Here is an 18,550-nt window from a genome sequence, read left to right as displayed (position 1 = left end):
TCACTCACTCCTAACTAACTTTATTCGTCAAATCAGTTAAAATGTCATTGAGCAAAACGCCAAGCACTGGCAGAATTGCCCCTTTTTCATACTCAACCTAAAAAGTGTAATAGTAACTATGGCAAATTTAGATCAAAGTAAGTGGTTTACTGAAATTAGCGACCGCGATGGCAGCGCATTTTCATTACGTATTAATAAAAAGTTAGATGAAAAACAGTCTCCTTTTCAAAAGGTAGAAATGTTTGAAACCACAGACTTTGGTAATTTAATGATCATCGACGGGTGTACTATGGTAACAACCCGCGAAAACTTCTTTTATCATGAGATGATCAGCCACCCTGCACTTTTAGCGCATCCAAACCCTAAAAACGTCGTTATTATTGGCGGCGGCGACTGCGGTACTTTACGCGAAGTATTAAAACACCCAGGCGTAGAAACTGTAACGCAAATAGATATAGACGAAGTAGTAACGCAAATGTCGTTAAAATACTTCCCAGAGCTTTGTGAATCTAATAACGACGCCCGTGCAACGGTTATGTTTGACGACGGTATTAAATACATGCGCGAAGCCGCTGGCGAATCTATCGACGTGGTTATTGTTGATGGCACCGATCCGGTAGGTCCGGGTGAAGGTTTATTTAACCATGCGTTTTACACAAGCTGTTTAGATGCACTGCGCCCAGGAGGTATTTTAGTGCAACAAAGTGAATCGCCACTTATGCACATGCCATTATTAGTTGAAATGCGCGAAGCAATGCTAAGCGTAGGCTTTAACGATTTACAAACATTACCATTCCCACAACCAATTTACCCAAGCGGTTTATGGTCAGTAACACTTGCACGTAAATCACAAGCATTTGACGGCTTTAGAGAAGATGGCGCGGCACAAATAGCCGAGCACAGTGAATACTACAATAGCGGTATTCATCATGGCGCACTCGCTACACCTAACTACATGAAACGCGCATTCGATAAAAAATAATACCAATCTGCTTATATATGGGGTCTATTTAACGTTAAGAAAATTACGCTAGAACTAGGCAAAAATTTTTGTATCTAGTTGTTCTAAATAAAAAATTTTTAACGACGTTATAGTGCAATTTAATTCGTTAAATTGATCAAAGATTTATGCAGGTTGGTATAATCTATACCAATTTTATTAAACTAAAAAGGGAGCTTTAAATGCTCCCTTTTTTATACTTTTAAAAACGCCATTGCGCATTTAGCATTATTTGCTGCTGCGAGATTCGTTCATTAAATCCAATTGGCTCTCTATTTTTAGCAACACTTTTAAGGGCTGAGCCTTCAACCCCTATTTGTAGTTTATTAGTAAGCTGGTATCGCCATGTTGCTGTTAAACCTTCGCCATTGCTTGCATTAGGGTCAAACGCGGTTGTGTCGTTGTCAGCAACTTTAAAATAATCGTAACGTACTGAAACTCGATGTTTGCCTTCTTTATGGCTTAGCATTAAATAATGACTATAAAAAGCATTATCAATTAATGCGTTACTGCCCATTTCAGTTTTGCCATTGAGTGCCTGAGCAATAAAACGTGTCTTGCTGTTAAATTTATAAAGCCAAGCGGCGCTCGTAAATCGAGTATTCCAAGCATATTGCCCGGAACTATAATTAACAGTATTAGGATCACCATTATTATCATAATAGTAGATTCTAAATTGAGACTGCTTTAAGTAATCCCAATGTATACCGGCGTAATAACCAAAGCGCCCGTCTACTTCCTCAAACGGTAAAACCTGATTAGCTTGCCAGCGTAATTCGTATTCGTTTAATGCCGCTACAGGCGCAAATTGCACGCTTTCGTTAAACGTTGTTTGTCTATCGTGTAATGCAAAGCCACGCCATGCGAGTAAAGTACCTGCGGGGTCATTGCCTTTAAATGTCGCTCCTACAAAGCTAAAGCTATGTCTGCTGTTAAAACGTTTTGCTGGGCGCTTAATGGTCACTTCAGCACCAACGGTACGCACTTCCTCACCTATCCAGCTATTAATAGCTGAATTTGTATAGTTATAAGGAGAAGTCCAGCCTATGTCAGGGTTTTCAAGCGACATAAGCGGATAAAATCCCCCTACGCGCACGTGCCATTTATAGTTACTGTTAGATAGTGGCTGATACTTTACAAAAGCTTGCGTAAAACCAAGGCCAACGTCAGGATCTTGATTCGCATTTAACACGCCGTGAGCCGACCAGCTAGATGCTAAATCAACATTAAAATCTAAAATACCTTGCGATAGAATAAGCTCATCACTTTTAGTATCGTGCCGATATAGTCCGATACCGCCTTCTTGAAAACTAAGCGTATTATCACCCTGCGCGGCTCTAATTTGTATTAAGCCTTTTACTTGTGCATACAACACATTACTAAAACATAAAGCACCGGCTACAAGTGCCAGTCTAATTAGCCTATTAATAATCATCAAATTCATCCGTAGCAAAATCAATTTGCTCCGCTATTTCCTGCTTTACTTTATAAGTGATAGGGTTGGTAGCCACAGTAATAGTTTGAGATTCAATCTTACTAATATCGCTAAACCCAGAATGCCAAACACTTAACGTGTATTCGCCTGCATTGGCATTTAAATCTACATGTCCATTTTCATCAGTGATTGCAAAAATAGTGCTATCTACCACCACAATATAGCCTAACATCCAATCATGAATATTACAGCCAAGCTCAACAACACCCGTTTGATCAAAAGTAATGGGCGCTTTTGGGTGCTCCTTATATAGCTTTAATTCAAATGTTTTAGCTTTAGAAAATGAATAAACATGATGCATGATTGAGTCCGCATTCGGAAACTCTACCTTTGCATTTTGTGGGACAACTAAAATACGCGGCTTAAATTCTCTATTTTGCTGGGTCATCGCATAAGGTGCTTCTGGAGGAATAACGCTAGAGGGGCCTCCTGCAGTTAGCCATACAACAGCATTAGGTAACGGGTCATTATTAGCATTTTTAATTGTAATATTTGCTGCAAAAACTCCAGTACTAACACTTAGTAAAAATACACAAAGTAAGCTTTTTATCATTTTCTTGTCGCTATTATCAATTTGTTTACATTATAGACCGATTAAGCCAGCAAATTCTTTCTATTTTTTAAAACATTGAATACGTATGTAGGCAGTCGTATTAATCATCAACAGTCATTATCCTTAAATGTCACCACCGACTCATCTAAGGACACACCATGAGAATACCAGCACTTGTGCTTTTAGCCTTTGCTAGTAATAGCTACGGACAAACCGTAGAGCTAAAATCGCCAGACACACAAATAACAGTAAGCATTTCTGACGAAAACAACACGCCAAGCTACGCAATAAAATTTAAAAACAAAGCGGTTATAAACAAATCTTTACTGGGGTTTGAATTTAAAACACAAGCGGCCTTTAGCGACGGCTTTAAAATTAAAAGCATTAAACAACAAAGCGTTAATACACAGTGGCAACAACCCTGGGGCGAACGTCAAAACGTTGTTGACGAATATAACGAAGTAGCCGTTACTTTTACAAAAAAGGAGCCAAATAAAGGCACCTACACCATTCGATTTAAAGCATTTGATAGTGGGATTGGATTTAGATACGAAGTACCACAACAAGTAGGCTTCGAACATACAGAAATAACCAAAGAGCTGACTGAATTTGCAATAAATAATAGTCATGATGCAACAGCATGGTGGATACCTGCTCGTGGCTGGAACCGCTACGAATATGTTTACAACACCACCCCACTTAACGAAGCTCCACTAGCCCACACACCATTTACGTTTAAAACAAGTGATGGTACTCATATTAGTATTCATGAAGCCGCACTTGTTGATTACGCAGGCATGGTACTTAATCAGCGTCGCTCTGGTACGTTTACTGCCGATTTAACGCCGTGGTCAGATGGTGTCGCCGTTAAAAAACAAGGTGCTTTTAAAACACCATGGCGCACCATTCAAATAGCCGACAGCGCTGTTGGCTTAGTTAACTCAGATATAATACTAAATCTAAACGAGCCTAATAAACTCGGTGACGTGTCGTGGGTTAAACCTGGTAAATACGTCGGTATTTGGTGGGGTATGCATATAAACACGCAAACTTGGGGTAGCGGTAAAAAACACGGCGCCACTACGCAAACCACAAAATACTATATGGATTTTGCAGCACAGTATGGTTTTGATGGCGTACTCGTTGAAGGCTGGAATATTGGCTGGGATGGCGATTGGTATTTTAATGGCGATGTATTTAACTTTACCAAACCGTACGACGACTTTGATATAGCAGCGCTTACTCAGTACGGCAAAGAAAAAGGCGTACAACTCATTGGCCACCATGAAACATCAGGCAATGTAAGCAACTACCGTGACCAAATGGAAGATGCTTTTGCCCTTTACGAAAAATCAAACGTAAGCCAAGTAAAAACAGGTTATGTAGCCGATGGCGGAAATATAAAACGTATAGACAAAAACGGTATTGCTCGCCACGAATGGCATGACGGCCAGTTTATGGTTAACGAATACCTTTATAACGTAAAACTTGCAGCTAAACATAAAATTAGCATTAACACTCACGAGCCAATTAAAGATACCGGCCTGCGCCGTACTTATCCAAACTGGATTGCGCGCGAAGGCGCACGCGGACAAGAATACAATGCATGGGGTTCGCCACCTAACCCACCAGAGCATGTACCAATGCTTGCTTTTACCCGCATGCTATCTGGGCCGATGGATTTTACGCCAGGTATTTTTGATATGAGCTTTAATGGTTTAGGAGGCAATACAAACCGCCCACAAACCACTCTCGCCAAACAACTCGCACTTTACGTTGTTTTGTATAGTCCAATTCAAATGGCTGCCGACTTACCTAAAAACTACTTAGCTAAGCCCGATGCGTTTCAATTCATTCAAGACGTACCAACAGATTGGCAGCAAAGCATTGCTCTTGATGGTGAAGTAGGCGACTTTATTGTATTCGCTCGTAAAGAGCGTAAAAGCACTAAATACTTAGGAAACGATTGGTACTTAGGTGCTGTTACTGACGAAAAAGCCCGAACTATTGAGGTAAAACTCGACTTTTTAGAGCAAGGCAAAAAGTTCGAAGCGCAAATTTATAAAGATGGTAAAAACGCAGAGTGGAAAAATAATCCGTACGATATAACTATCGAAAAACGTATTGTAACTACAGACGATAAACTAACGCTTGAGCTGGCCACCAGTGGCGGCACAGCTATTCGTTTTAAAGCACTTTAATATAATAAAACCCCTGCATTTACTATGCAGGGGTTAATACTTTTATTGGCAAATATACTTGTGCACTTAAACCGCCTTCTGGACGGTTTTCTAGTTTTACTTTACCATCGTGCATATCAACAATGCGTTTAATAATAGCAAGACCTAAACCACTGCCTTCACTGCCTCGTGCAGCATCGCCTTGTTTGAAGGGCTCAAATACAGACTCTAATTCGTTTTCAGGAATGCCGGGGCCACTATCGTTTACAGCGATAACTACATACTTTTTGTTTGAATTAAAGTAGCTGAGTACTTCAATATTGCCCTCAGAATAACGCAGTGCATTACCAATCATATTGGTAATTACACGCTTAATAGCCACAGAGCTTAACGGTATATTGCCTATATTTGGATTACTTTTAAACGTTATAGTACGTTGATGCTGAAGCTCAGAATTGACAACCTCGGCAACTAAAGCATTTATATCTTCGCAACTTAGTTCTTCACGCTTATGGTGGCGTAGATACTCAATAAACTGATCAATAATCCCGTTCATGTCTTCTATATCGTAAATAATACCTTCACGAAGATAATCATCTTCATCAACCATCATTTCGGTGGCTAAACGAATACGCGTAAGCGGCGTACGTAAATCATGAGATACACCGGCCATTAGTAAACGGCGGTCGTTTTCGAGTGCGGCAATTCCGCGCGACATTTGGTTAAACGCACGCGTTACTTCTATTACCTCTGTTGAGCCTTGTTCTTCTAACTTAGTAGAAAAATCGCCTTTACCCACTTTCACAGCAGCTTGTTGCAGTGCTTTTAATGGCCTATTAAGGTGCCTTGCAAACAACCACCCACCCAGCACACTTAAAAAACCAATACTTGATAAGTAAAACGTTAAAAACTCTAAGTTGTTCTCTTTAAAGCCTTTAAGCGGTACTTTTACCCAATAACCTGGCGCTTGCGGTGCTTCCACCCAATAAATCAACGGATCAGTTTGGCTTATACGTACACGAGAATAACCGCCAAGTTGCTCAGTCATACTACGCGATAGCATAGAATACTCGCGGCTTTGCCCAAGCCCTTGGCGCATTGCTTCTCGCTGAGTCATCACTTCAATGCCAGTGATTTCAAAAAACTTTGCAGATACTTCGTCGTTTATTTCAACGCCATCTTCCCAGTCAATAAATACCGTTTTAATTTGCTTAGCAAGCATCAAGTTAACTTGCTCAATGGTTGGTTTTACAACATAAAAACTAACCGTAACATAAGACACTATTTGATTTATGAGTAGCAGAGCCGCCACTAAAAAAACAGTTTGTCCAAAAGCACTGCGCGGAAACATGCCCATAAATATTACTTTTCACCGTCGGGAACAAACACATACCCCAAACCCCAAACGGTTTGAATATAACGTGGATTAGCAGCATCTACTTCAATCATGCGTCGAAGTCGCGACACTTGCACATCAATACTTCGCTCAAGCGCACTGTAATCACGCCCACGCGCTAAGTTCATTAGCTTATCGCGGCTAAGTGGCTCACGCGGATGCGAAACAAGCGCTTTAAGCACTGCAAACTCACCACTGGTAAGCGATATTGTTTTATCCCCTTCACTCATTTCGCGCGTTGCCAAATTAAGCGTAAATTTACCAAAAGCGATTAAGTTTTCTTCAGCAGCAGGTGCGCCTGGCACTTCTTTTGCGCGGCGACGTAAAATTGCTTTTATGCGAGCAAGTAGCTCACGTGGATTAAATGGTTTTGGAATGTAATCGTCAGCGCCAAGTTCAAGGCCAATAATGCGGTCTACTTCGTCGCCCTTTGCTGTAAGCATAACAATAGGAATTTCATTTTCTTTTTGGCGTAGACGGCGGCAAATCGATAAGCCATCCTCGCCCGGGAGCATTAAATCGAGAACCATTAAGTGAAAGTTTTCTCGCTCTAGGAGTCTATCCATTTGCTCCGAGTTTCCTGCGGTTCTAACAATAAAGCCTTGCTCTACTAAGTAACGTTCAAGCAAACTGCGTAAGCGCATATCGTCATCAACAACTAATACTTTTGTGGTTTCGTGTCCCATGATCTCTTTCTTATTTTTATATCCAATTACTAGTTAATATAAATGAAAAACTTAATAATCAAAAACTAATTACTTGCTTAGATTGTTACTGAACATTTCAAAGCTTACTTACTCGTACTTTATTATATTTTACGCTCGACAAGTTTTGACAAATTTAATAACGTGCACACCATTAGAGCCAATAAAGAATTCACCATGAAAACAAATTTAGTTACCCGCGAAGGTTACTTACAATTACAACAAGAACACGACCAACTATGGAACGTTAAACGCCCAGAAGTAACAAAAATAGTAAGCTGGGCAGCCAGCCTCGGAGATCGCTCTGAGAACGCAGACTATCAATATAACAAGCGTTTGCTACGCCAAATTGACCGTCGGGTACGCTATTTACGCAAACGCATACCTGATTTAAAAATCATCGACTACTCTCCCGTGCAAGATGGAAAAGTGTTTTTTGGTGCGTGGGTCGAAATTGAAAACGAAGAAGGTGAAGTTAAAAAATTCAGAATTGTAGGTCCTGATGAAATTTACGACCGTAAAGATTACATATCAATAGACTCACCTATGGCGCGGGCGCTGATTAAAAAACAAGTGGACGACGATTTTGAAGTACCTACTCCTCAGGGTAAAAAGCAGTGGTATGTAAACAGTATCGATTACCAAAAAAAGAAATAAAAAGTTTTGATTCAGATCATGTTAACTTTTGATTGTGTAAATTAAAGCAATAAGCTATAACTGAATTATTCAAGTTGATTTGTTTAATTTGAAAGCAGTTAATTAAGGTCGTGGTTATGTCAAACATAGTACAGCGCATATTTAGTAATGCCGTATTGTTTGCACTTTTAATGAGTGTAAGTTTGACGCTGCATGCCAGCAACACTGACGTAAACCTTGATAACGCTAAACTATCTAATCACTTTATTGCTTGTGATATTCCTGACCAAGCAAACCTCGATTTTGACGTAGACTCTCACGTTAATACTATTACCTTTAGGTCGCTTCAACCACTTCCTAATGTCGTAGATTCTTTTTATAAGAGCACCAATCTAAACAGACCTTTTAGCACTGCATACCAACGCGGACCACCTAGCTATTTAATTTAATTCATTATTTTACAACTTAATTAAATTTTATAACTACTAAGGTGACTACTATGTCTAACTTTAAAGAATTGCGTACTCAGAATGTTTCTCACGGCGTTATAGCAAGCACATTTGCAGATGACCAACCATTGATTGATTTATCATCTCCAGCGCTAAAAATGGTAAATAACTTTACTCAAAAAACGCCTATTCGTGCAGAACATACAACAACGATTACAGATGCACTTAAACAAGTTAGTGCACAACAATCTGATTTTGTTTTAGTAACCGACGAGAACCAAAAATTAATTGGCCTAGTTTCTAGCGCCGATTTACAAAGCTCTAAAATTACTATTATTGCAGAGCGCTTAAATATGCAACGAAGCGAAGTAAGCTTGCGCGATATTATGACACCAGTTAACCGTCTTACAGGTGTAAGCATGCAAAGCTTAAGCTATGCATGCATTGGTGATGCGCTGCAAACGATGGAGCATCAGGGCACAATGTTTTTATTAGTTACAACAGCAAGTAGCGAAATTTGTGGTCTAATTTCAGCTCGCCAAATAGCTAAAACATTACATATTCCACTGCATATTAGCCCTATTGCTCACTCTTTCAGTGAAGTATTAGAAAACATTGAGCACCCTCACTAGGGCGCTCTTTTAGTTGAATTGATTTACTCCCTTCCCAACCATCTTAAAGCAAGTGAAATAGCTTGCTTTAAGAGCTTTTTATTACTACCTCCTGTGATATTATTCAAGCAATTAACGGCGCCAGTAACACGCTTCTGGTCTTATTTTATTGTATAAAAAGGTTTTTGCATGAGCGATATCTCTGCACGTTTAGCCGGTGAGTTAAACGCACAGCAGCAACAGGTTGTTGCAGCTACAAAATTACTTGATGAAGGCGCAACTGTTCCTTTTATTGCCCGCTACAGAAAAGAAGTTACCGGTGGCCTAGACGACACCCAATTACGCCTTTTAGAACAACGTCTATCGTACTTACGTGAACTAGAAGAACGCCGTAGTTTTATTTTATCGACCATCGAATCGCAAAATAAATTAACGCCAGAGCTAAGTGCCGATATAACTAATGCACAAAGTAAAACTGAACTTGAAGATTTATACCTACCTTATAAAGCTAAGCGCCGTACTAAAGGCCAAATAGCAATTGAAGCTGGTTTAGAGCCTCTTGCAGATGCACTATTTAAAGATGCTAACCTTGACCCAGAGCAACAAGCCGAGCAATTTGTAAGTGCTGAAAAAGGCTTTGCAGATACAAAAGCGGTACTTGAAGGCGCTAAATTTATCTTAATGGAGCGCTTTGCTGAAGACGCAAAATTACTTGCTAAATTTAGAAGTCACATAAGCCAAAACGGTGCAATTGAAAGCACCGTAATTAAAGGCCAAGAGCAAGCTGGTGCAAAATACCGTGATTACTTTGAGCATCAAGAACTTCTCAAAAAAGTACCTTCTCACCGTGCGCTTGCTATGCTTAGAGCCCGAAATGAAGGTGTACTTCAGTTAAATGTTAACCCAGAGCCTAGCGCTGAAAATTCAGCGCAACTATGTGCCAACATGATTGCGGAGCATTACCGTTTAGATATTAAATATAAAGCGGCAAGTCCTTGGTTATTAAATGTTGTGCAATGGGCGTGGAAAATTAAGTTAGGGTTGCACCTAGAGAATGAATTTTTTGCAGCAATGCGCGAAAAAGCAGAAGCTGGTGCAATCGACGTATTTGCCAAAAACTTAAAAGATTTATTAATGGCAGCACCTGCCGGCCCTCGTACTACTTTAGGTCTTGATCCAGGCCTTCGTACTGGCTGTAAGATTGCCGTTGTTGATAGCACAGGTAAATTACTAGCTACACAAACTATTTTCCCTCATGCTCCACAAAATCATTGGGATAAATCAGTGCGTACGTTAGAGCAACTTTGTCGTCAGCATAAAGTTGAGCTAATTGCGATTGGTAACGGTACTGCATCACGCGAATCAGATAAGTTGGTTGCTGAGCTTATGAAAGCAAACAGCGAACTTAAACTTAGTAAAATTATGGTTAGCGAAGCCGGCGCATCGGTTTACTCAGCTTCTGAGTTTGCAGCTAATGAATTTCCAGATTTAGATGTTTCTATACGAGGGGCTGTCTCTATTGCGCGCCGCCTTCAAGATCCACTTGCTGAACTTGTTAAAATTGAGCCAAAATCAATTGGTGTTGGCCAATACCAACACGATGTATCGCAAAGCCAATTAGGCCAAAGCCTTATTTCAGTAGTTGAAGACTGTGTAAACTCAGTAGGTGTAGATTTAAACATGGCATCGGTACCGCTACTTACACGCGTATCTGGTTTGAACAAAACATTAGCGCAAAATATCGTTAATTATCGCGATGCTAACGGCACTTTTACTAAACGTAGTGAGCTTAAAAAGGTTGAGCGTTTAGGTCCAAAAGCATTTGAACAAGCGGCTGGGTTTTTACGTATTAACAATGGTAGCGATCCACTAGATAACTCATCAGTTCACCCTGAAGCTTATCCTGTTGTTAAACGTATTTGTGAACGCAATAGCGTAGATGTCAGTAATCTAATTGGTAACAGCGACTTTTTAACTAAACTTGCTGCTAACGATTACACTGACGAAAAATTTGGCTTACCAACCGTTACCGACATTATTACTGAGCTTGATAAACCAGGTCGCGATCCGCGTCCTGAATTTAAAACAGCTGAGTTTAAAGCTGGCGTTGAAAAAATTAGCGACCTAAAACCAGGTATGATTTTAGAAGGCGTGGTTTCAAACGTTGCTAACTTTGGTGCATTTGTTGATGTAGGTGTTCACCAAGATGGTTTAGTGCATATTTCAGCAATCACGAATAAATTTATATCAGACCCACGCGAAGTAGTAAAAGCGGGCGATATTGTAAAAGTGAAAGTAGTTGAAGTAGACGCTGCACGTAAACGCATAAGCTTTACTATGCGTTTAGATGACGATATTGATACAAGTAATAAGTCAGCAGCTCCAGCTACGCAAAAACCACAAGCACGTGCTAATAATTCACAACCTCGTGCTGCAAAGCCTAAACGTGACAACGGTAATGCGTTAATGGGTAATGCATTTGCCGATGCGTTCGCTAATGCTAAAGTGAAAAAATAATACTTGTACAGCTAAGCTAAAACGAAAAAAACCGCGTAAGCGGTTTTTTTGTGTTCATTTTACGAAGTTATTAACCATACGCCGAAAAGCCACTTTCACTTTGTGGTGAACTCGTCATTTGATAAAAATTGGCAATGCGCCCAGCTCGAGCTTCCACATCGGCATCGCGAGATTGCTCTGTATTCGTGTCGCTTTCTGATTCTGCAGTGCTGGTTTCGTTGGCTGAAAGCTTATTACTTTGCTCATCGTCTTCGCTTTGCTCTTCTTCTGGCATCGCAAGTTCAGCTTGAGCAGCTGCCATTTTTTGTGTTGCATCAGCTGCTATTGATCTATCAGCTCCCGATGGTTCTGCAGGCGCTAATGCGGCAGCCCGCACGGTTTGCATCTTATCGATGGTGGCTTGCGGATCATTGGGGACTTCAGATACATCAATTTGTACCTCACCACTTACGGCATAGTTGGTGCCATCTGGACCGCGCTCATAACCATAGCTAGGCGATCCTGCATGTTGCCCGCCAACAGCAGCATGAGCTTGTTCGTGTACACGTACTTCTGTATCACGGGCTTTAAGTTCTTTAATTTGCTGTTGTTCTTGTTCGAGCTGTTGCTCTTCTTGCTCAGTTTCTTGTTGAGACGCTTCTTGTTCGGCATCTTGATCGGCACTCTCTGAATTTTCTGAGTTGCCTTCACGCTGCTCAATTGCTTTATCGTCAGCTAGTTTACCGGTAGCATCGTAAGTAGATACATCACTATTATTGCCTGGAAGTTTGGCTTTTTCAGCATCACTTTGCGCTTTGGTTTCTGTATTGCTTGCGCTACTAGATGCGGGAGCAGGAATAACTTCGCGTAGTTGGTTGTCACGCCGTGCAGTTTCCGTATAAACATTTGCTGTGTTTATATTGATAGACGGAAATGGCGTGACAATATTCATTATTACTAAACTTTAATATCGATTAACGTGCCAAGTACATCATCGGCCGTTTGAATTGATTGCGTGTTTGCCTTAGCATTAAACTCTTCAACTTTTAAGTTAACAAGCGCTTCATCAACACGAGCTGGTTGTGCTACTGGTGCAGTAACAGCTTCTTCAGGGCGTGCTGCGCTAAGCTGACGTTGCTGCGCTAATTGTGCATCATCTTGCTGTTCTATACTGGCACGGTTAATCTCAGCACTGGCTTTTTCAATACCTTGGCTAGCGCGATTAAACCCTTCTACACCACTGTTAAATACAGATCCGATTGGCATATTAAAATCTCCACCAAATAAACATTGTTTAATTATCGCTCAGGTTCTGCTCAAAATAAAGCTTTAAACAGCGCTATTCTTAGCTCTATTTTAAAGCATTGATTTAACGACAGATAAAAACTCACTTTTATGAGAAATAAATGGTGCGTGCGACGCTTTATCTAGTACTTCGTATTCAAACCCAGTATTTAGTACTGACATTTCACTAATTGCTTTATAAGGCACTAAGGCATCAAGTCGACCAAATACTCCTTTGATAGGTACTGGGCAGTGAGCAAATAAATCACGTAAATCGTCGTTTTGTAAAATATCCAAGCCAGTACTCAGCGCTTCGACTTTTGGCGCACTATATTGGTTTAATAATTGTTTAAGTTGCTTTATATCATCACGTGCCGACTCGCTACCCATTGCTTGAATAGCTAAAAAGCGATCTATGGTTTTTTCTCTGTGATTAACTAATTGTTCTTTAAATTGGGTAAGTACTTTTGCTTTTATTCCGGGCCAATTGTCACATTCTGCAAAAAAAGGGGTGGAAGCAATTAAAATTACTTTTGACACTTTTTCGGGCCAATGCTTTGCAATATAAAGTGCAAATAAACCACCTAACGACCATCCCATTAAAATAGATTTAGGCTTTAACTGCTCACTTAAAATTACTGCTGCATCATGTAAAGTATAAGGGCTAGGGCAAACAAGGCTATTACCAAATCCCGGTAGGTCAAGGCTACGTACATTTCCTGAATATAAAGACTCAAGTTCTGGCTGTACTAACTGCCATACGCCCTGATTCATTCCCCAACCATGTAATAACACTAACTCATTTTGCATATTTGCCTAACCTTTACCAAACTTAGGCTTATCATAACGTTTAAATAGGTGGTTGTAATGCACGGAGTGAATCAATGAAACAAGCTGTTTTAAATTGGTTATTTCCCTCTTATTGCGTGCAATGTCAAAGCCCGATTACAGCTAATTTAGGGTTGTGTGATTATTGCCTTGAAGATTTACCGTTATTTGATTTTAGTAAGTATAATAATTTACTGCACCGACCCGATATTGTTGAGATGTTTCCTAATTGCGAGTTTGATAAGTTATTTGCCTGCGCTTTTTATCAACCGTCCTTTGAGCATTGGCTTAAACGGCTAAAATTTAGTAACCAAATTCATTATAAAAAAGCATTACAGCAAACTATTAAAAAGCAATTAGCGCAGTTTTTTGAGCAAAGCCCTACCTTGCCCGATACCTTTATTATTTTACCTCTTCATAAAAGCCGATTCATTACTCGCGGGTTTAATCAAGTAAGCCAAGTTTGGCAACCATGTTTAGCTAATTACGCGCCACTGAATAACGTACTTATTCGCAATAAAAAAACACAAGCCCAGTCGGAGCTATCTAAAGCAAAGCGTATTAAAAACTTAAAAAATGCCTTTATTTGTACAGAGGATATGGGCGGTAAAACAGTCGCTATTGTTGATGATGTGATGACGACAGGGGCAACACTTAATGCGGCTACACACGCCCTAAAGCAAGCCGGCGCTAAACACGTTTGGGCTTTTACAACGTGTTTAACGCCAATTTAGTTTTAACGATTAAAAACGAGCTCTTATACCTAGGCTAACTGAACGACCAGGTAGAGGTGCCTCATCTTTTAAGTATGACGAATGTACCCGCCCTTCTTTATCAGCTAAATTCTCGCCTTTAATATAAATAGTCATATCAACATCGCCTAAATCAAGATAATAATTAGCTGAAGCAGAAAGCATAGTATAACCATCTGTATTAGTTTCATTTTCGGCTATTTTATCTTGCTTACTGTTACGGATAACTTCTACTTCAGTATGCCAATTTCCATACTCGTAGTGCACAGATGATCCAAATCTCATTGGTGGTATTCTTGGTACATTACCGCCTGCATCTAATTTAGCGCGTGTATAATCGGTAAAAACTTCTAAGCGCCAGTCATCATTTAAATGCCAATCAACTTGTGCCTCGTAGCCGTATAAGCGTGCGTCTTGCTGTGCAAACGACACAACAGGTAAGCCATCGGTTTCTTCATCTGGCTCACCTGATATAGCAACTTGCTCCTCAAAGTCAGCTGATGTAATAAAGGTACCATCGCTAATAACTAAATCTGTAAAATCTTCAAAAATATAATTATTAATCTCATTATTAAACACACTAACGCTGGCATTCCATGTATCTGCATTGTAACGATAAGTAATGTCTAAATTATTTGAAACCTCTTTGTCCATGCTTTCACCAGTTTGCACAACATTATATTGGCCATTGTCGTTATTAAGCTCAAACCCACCGCCTATTTCATAAGTGCCGGAGCCAATATGAGGACCATATGCATATATTTCTGAAGCTGATGGTGCACGTTGTGAATAGGCATAATTAAAAGCAAGTGAGTGTTTATCGTCAATACTCCAAACCACTCCAGCAGAGCCTGATACGGCTGTGTAATCTTTGTTGTCGAATGAAACAATATTTGATCCACTTAACTCAGTAAAAAATTCGTTATTTACATTATGCGTTAATTGTTCAACACGCGTACCAACTTGCCATAGCAGTGAACCCACCTCTTTTTCTTCCATTAAAAATGCGGCAATACTGTCTGTTTTTGTTGGTGGAGTAAACGCTTCTTCACCTATCGCTTCAAAGTCGCTTTTGTTGTAATGCAAACCAACAATACCTTTCCAACCATAAACAGGTGCATGTTCAGCCCATAACCTTGACTCTATGCTTTCGTTTTTAAAAGTAGTGCCAATTTCAGCACCTTCGATTTCAGAATGCTCATAGTCTGTATACGCATTTTGCCAATGCACTGCTTTAATAAAACCATCGAGATTATTCCAATCTACAACCCCTTGGTAGCGGTCTTGATTTAGCTTTATAAATACCCCCTCCTCACCCGGTAAACCGTATTCAGAGTCCATATGGCCATACGCAAGAGCAACTCGGGTATCATCTGTTATCCAACCAGCACCAAAATTATAACCGCTGGCATCAATAGCTGAGTTAGCAAGTGTAGTGCTGCCACCGTCTTCATCTATATTTGCCGGCACTGGGATTTTATAATCATCGGTTTTTCGGGTATATCCATCAACATGGAAAGCGAAATCACCTGAACCTGCATTTAAATCAGTCGACACTGTTTTAGCATTCGCTACATTATCGTATTGGGCAAACACTTCACCACTTACGCCTTCTTGTCTTTGTGTGGGCAGTCGGTTATCAACCACATTTACCACTCCACCAATTGCACCACTTCCGTATAAAAGCGTGGCTGGTCCTCTTAAAACTTCAATTTGAGTTGCTGTAGAGGTTTCGGTAGAAACTTGGTGATCGGGTCCTACGCGCGATGCATCAGAGGCACCTAAACCATTTTGCACAACCTTAATTCGCGGTCCATCTAAGCCACGAATAATGGGGCTACTTGCAACAGGACCAAAGTAAGAGCTATGTACTCCAGGTACATTCTTTAAAGTATCACCTAACGTTGCAGCTTGGTTTTGATCTAGCGCTTCACCACTCAAAATGGTTACAGGTGTACTTGATTCAAGCACGGTGCGCTTTAGCGGAGAAGCCGTAATTAACACTCTTTCTATATCTGTTTCATCTTTTTGGATGTTTTTGTCAGCTGCGTATGCCGTGCTACTCATTGCTGTTAATAAGGCAATCACTAAAGGCGAATAATTATTTTTCATGTCGTTATCTCTAAAAATACACAATAAAACTCACTCGCTATCATTGAATAACGAGCGTTTGAAATACGTTTAACTGGTTAGCTTTAAAGAACGAAAGGTGGGTCTCTGTTACCTGTAATTGCAACAAATACACTGTAAAAGTGCTGACTATTTAACTTTGTAAAAGAAAAATACTGAACGCCTGACTCAAACAGAGTCACTTTAGCGGGTATAGAATCGTCTAAATCAAGAGAACTTAAGCATAGCTCACATTCTTGACCCGCTTTTAATGCGTGAGAGGTGTCGTGCCAAGCAGAAAAAACACTGAATAGCACAACAAGCACTAATGCATATTTTATTAGTGTTGTTTGGTTTCTAAGTGAATGTAATGTAAACCTCTGCATAATAGATATACTATAACGTTACCAATGTTTGTGTCGATAAATTAATTTACTTTTTACCTACCACGTATATTAAACCTGTTAATATATTCTAAAATTATCAACTCAACAGGTTTAACCTTTTATCCTTTAAAACTATCCCACGGGCCTGTAATAGCAAGCGTTTTAGTAGGTGAATATACGTTTACAAATAGCGTTTTACCATCAGGTGAAAAGCACGCACCAGCGAGCTCTGTTTGCGCGTTTAAGCGAGCAAATGTATACACACCTCCGCTAGGTGTTACACCTCGTAAATGGTTATCAACTACGTCGGTATACTGATCCTCACATACGATTAAGTGCCCATTAGGTGCAACCGTTAAATTATCACCAAAATTAAATAATGATTCATCTTCGCTTTCTACAAATAATTGCATTGTCCCTGGTGATGAGCTTTCATTCTCTTTACCTTCAAACTCTGATGGTTGGTATTTCATAACTTGACCAAGCTGTTTTTTACCGCCATTAGTGCAGCAAAAATAAAGCTCTTTATTACCCCAATGCACACCTTCACCTCGAGCAAAAAGTGCAGCACCTTGATTATGTCCACGTACTCTTAAATCATCTTTAGGACTTTGTGGCTCATCTAAATCAACCCACTCAACATCAAAACTGGTATGTAGAGGCATTATTGCTTCACTCCAATTTCGAGTATCAAACTGTGGAGTACTCTTTATAGCCATCGCTTGCAATTTGCCACCTTTACTAAGCTTGCCAAGCACATTAGGAATAAACCGATAAAATAAGCTATCGCCTCTGTCTTCAGTAAGATAAACAATGCCTGTATGTGGATCTACTGCAGCCGCTTCATGATTAAAACGCCCCATTGCAACAAGTGGCTCTGGTTTTACCAGACCTTTTGCCGTTGCGGGCACTTCAAATATATAACCGTGAGATTTACCTAACCCATCAGCTTGATCCGCAACGGTTTCTTCACACGTAAGCCAGCTTCCCCAAGGAGTAATACCACCAGAGCAATTACGTATTGTTCCGCAGAGCGATAGAAATTCTTGTTCTTTTTTATGCTCTTTAATATTGTAAATAATGTGGCTTGTACCACCAGGGAGCGCTACACCATCATTAAATATATCGTAAGCTAAAGGCGTTTTATGCAACTTAATACTTGTTGCCGCCTGCTTAATATTTTTTGGTGAAAGCTCATGGTTACGTACCAATGCCACTCTTTCATTATCAAGCGCAATACAGCCCATACCATCGGCTTTATCTGGCACAGATAAGCCATCGTCCATTTTATCGCCCAGTTGAGAAATAACGCGGTAACTAAAACCTGCAGGTAAATCGAGTAATTTATTAGAGTCAGGAATTAAAGAACCATATGCCAATACACTATCGGTCAAGTTAGCTAAAGTAACTTTACCAAATGCACTTCGGGAAAGACCAATAAATGCGAGTGTGCCAGCACTCAAAAGAAACTGTCTTCTGGAAATCATATTTAAGCCCTGTAAAGGTAATACTTTTAAATGAAGGTAGATAATAAATTAAAAATAATTATAAAAACGCACTCGGGCTATAAATTCATGAAAATGTCATATAGCAAGCAGGGAGGTAATATAATTAATAACTAAAAGTCATTAAACAAAAAACAGGCTATATAAAAGCCTGTTTTTAAATTCA

At 39.9% G+C, this 18,550-nt stretch carries 17 protein-coding genes; 7 read left to right on the top strand and 10 right to left on the bottom strand.

Annotated elements, in window-relative coordinates; genetic code table 11:
- The first annotated feature begins 118 nt into the window (after window positions 1-118).
- On the top strand, window positions 119-982 hold the full coding sequence (gene speE / locus WNY79_RS16235) for a polyamine aminopropyltransferase (protein WP_010554937.1): 864 nt from the start codon (window positions 119-121) through the stop codon (window positions 980-982).
- Between the two features lie 220 nt (window positions 983-1,202).
- Here the strand turns inward: speE and WNY79_RS16230 are convergent, their stop codons facing one another.
- Together WNY79_RS16230 and WNY79_RS16225 are read right to left on the bottom strand one after the other, a co-directional pair.
- The gene (locus WNY79_RS16230) at window positions 1,203-2,435 is read right to left on the bottom strand and encodes a hypothetical protein (RefSeq protein WP_342876396.1); all 1,233 of its coding nucleotides are present in this window, start codon (window positions 2,433-2,435) and stop codon (window positions 1,203-1,205) included.
- On the bottom strand, window positions 2,425-3,048 hold the full coding sequence (locus WNY79_RS16225; protein ID WP_197113278.1) for a methylamine utilization protein: 624 nt from the start codon (window positions 3,046-3,048) through the stop codon (window positions 2,425-2,427). Before WNY79_RS16225 ends, WNY79_RS16230 begins: the two co-directional genes overlap by 11 nt.
- A 158-nt stretch (window positions 3,049-3,206) precedes the next feature.
- Between WNY79_RS16225 and WNY79_RS16220 the strand changes: the two genes are divergently transcribed.
- A complete protein-coding gene (locus WNY79_RS16220) occupies window positions 3,207-5,249 on the top strand; it encodes a glycoside hydrolase family 97 protein (protein WP_342876395.1) in 2,043 nt (680 codons plus the stop codon).
- Window positions 5,250-5,271: 22 nt separating this feature from the next.
- Here WNY79_RS16220 and envZ read toward each other — a convergent pair whose 3' ends face one another.
- Window positions 5,272-6,585 (bottom strand): two-component system sensor histidine kinase EnvZ, encoded by a 1,314-nt coding sequence (envZ, locus tag WNY79_RS16215; RefSeq protein WP_197186160.1) that lies wholly within the window; start codon window positions 6,583-6,585, stop codon window positions 5,272-5,274.
- Window positions 6,586-6,590: 5 nt separating this feature from the next.
- Complete coding sequence (ompR, locus tag WNY79_RS16210) at window positions 6,591-7,310, bottom strand: two-component system response regulator OmpR (protein WP_002959552.1); 720 nt, start codon at window positions 7,308-7,310, stop codon at window positions 6,591-6,593.
- Window positions 7,311-7,505: 195 nt separating this feature from the next.
- Here ompR and greB point away from each other — a divergent pair, with 195 nt between their 5' ends.
- From greB to WNY79_RS16190, 4 genes are all read left to right on the top strand, one after another.
- Window positions 7,506-7,985: a transcription elongation factor GreB gene (greB, locus tag WNY79_RS16205; RefSeq protein ID WP_076925836.1), complete on the top strand. Its 480-nt coding sequence runs from the start codon at window positions 7,506-7,508 to the stop codon at window positions 7,983-7,985.
- A gap of 116 nt (window positions 7,986-8,101) precedes the next feature.
- Window positions 8,102-8,413: a hypothetical protein gene (locus WNY79_RS16200; protein ID WP_024599664.1), complete on the top strand. Its 312-nt coding sequence runs from the start codon at window positions 8,102-8,104 to the stop codon at window positions 8,411-8,413.
- Between the two features lie 50 nt (window positions 8,414-8,463).
- On the top strand, window positions 8,464-9,045 hold the full coding sequence (locus WNY79_RS16195; RefSeq protein ID WP_024599663.1) for a CBS domain-containing protein: 582 nt from the start codon (window positions 8,464-8,466) through the stop codon (window positions 9,043-9,045).
- Between the two features lie 168 nt (window positions 9,046-9,213).
- Window positions 9,214-11,541 carry a Tex family protein gene (locus WNY79_RS16190; protein WP_076925834.1) on the top strand — a complete coding sequence of 776 codons (2,328 nt, stop codon included), beginning with the start codon at window positions 9,214-9,216 and terminating at the stop codon, window positions 11,539-11,541.
- Between the two features lie 70 nt (window positions 11,542-11,611).
- Here WNY79_RS16190 and WNY79_RS16185 read toward each other — a convergent pair whose 3' ends face one another.
- From WNY79_RS16185 to bioH, 3 genes are all read right to left on the bottom strand, one after another.
- Window positions 11,612-12,472 (bottom strand): putative metalloprotease CJM1_0395 family protein, encoded by an 861-nt coding sequence (locus WNY79_RS16185; RefSeq protein WP_170072829.1) that lies wholly within the window; start codon window positions 12,470-12,472, stop codon window positions 11,612-11,614.
- A gap of 5 nt (window positions 12,473-12,477) precedes the next feature.
- Window positions 12,478-12,786: a hypothetical protein gene (locus WNY79_RS16180; RefSeq protein ID WP_024599660.1), complete on the bottom strand. Its 309-nt coding sequence runs from the start codon at window positions 12,784-12,786 to the stop codon at window positions 12,478-12,480.
- 90 nt (window positions 12,787-12,876) lie between these two features.
- Window positions 12,877-13,614: a pimeloyl-ACP methyl ester esterase BioH gene (gene bioH / locus WNY79_RS16175; RefSeq protein WP_342876394.1), complete on the bottom strand. Its 738-nt coding sequence runs from the start codon at window positions 13,612-13,614 to the stop codon at window positions 12,877-12,879.
- A gap of 74 nt (window positions 13,615-13,688) precedes the next feature.
- Between bioH and WNY79_RS16170 the strand changes: the two genes are divergently transcribed.
- Complete coding sequence (locus WNY79_RS16170; protein WP_342876393.1) at window positions 13,689-14,366, top strand: ComF family protein; 678 nt, start codon at window positions 13,689-13,691, stop codon at window positions 14,364-14,366.
- Window positions 14,367-14,375: 9 nt separating this feature from the next.
- On the opposite strand, the gene WNY79_RS16165 is transcribed toward WNY79_RS16170, so the two are convergent.
- From WNY79_RS16165 to WNY79_RS16155, 3 genes are all read right to left on the bottom strand, one after another.
- The gene (locus WNY79_RS16165) at window positions 14,376-16,496 is read right to left on the bottom strand and encodes a TonB-dependent receptor (protein ID WP_342876392.1); all 2,121 of its coding nucleotides are present in this window, start codon (window positions 16,494-16,496) and stop codon (window positions 14,376-14,378) included.
- A gap of 83 nt (window positions 16,497-16,579) precedes the next feature.
- Window positions 16,580-16,879 (bottom strand): hypothetical protein, encoded by a 300-nt coding sequence (locus tag WNY79_RS16160; RefSeq protein ID WP_342876391.1) that lies wholly within the window; start codon window positions 16,877-16,879, stop codon window positions 16,580-16,582.
- A 119-nt stretch (window positions 16,880-16,998) separates the two neighbouring features.
- Window positions 16,999-18,366, bottom strand: a complete 1,368-nt coding sequence (locus WNY79_RS16155) for an alkaline phosphatase PhoX (RefSeq protein ID WP_342876390.1) — start codon at window positions 18,364-18,366, stop codon at window positions 16,999-17,001.
- Window positions 18,367-18,550: the final 184 nt, after the last annotated feature.

It is taken from the genome of Pseudoalteromonas sp. AS84, assembly GCF_038900255.1.
In the GTDB taxonomy this organism is placed as follows: Bacteria; Pseudomonadota; Gammaproteobacteria; order Enterobacterales; family Alteromonadaceae; genus Pseudoalteromonas.
The sequence above is the reverse complement of the archived record's forward strand: the minus strand, read 5'-3'. Positions and strand labels throughout refer to the sequence as shown.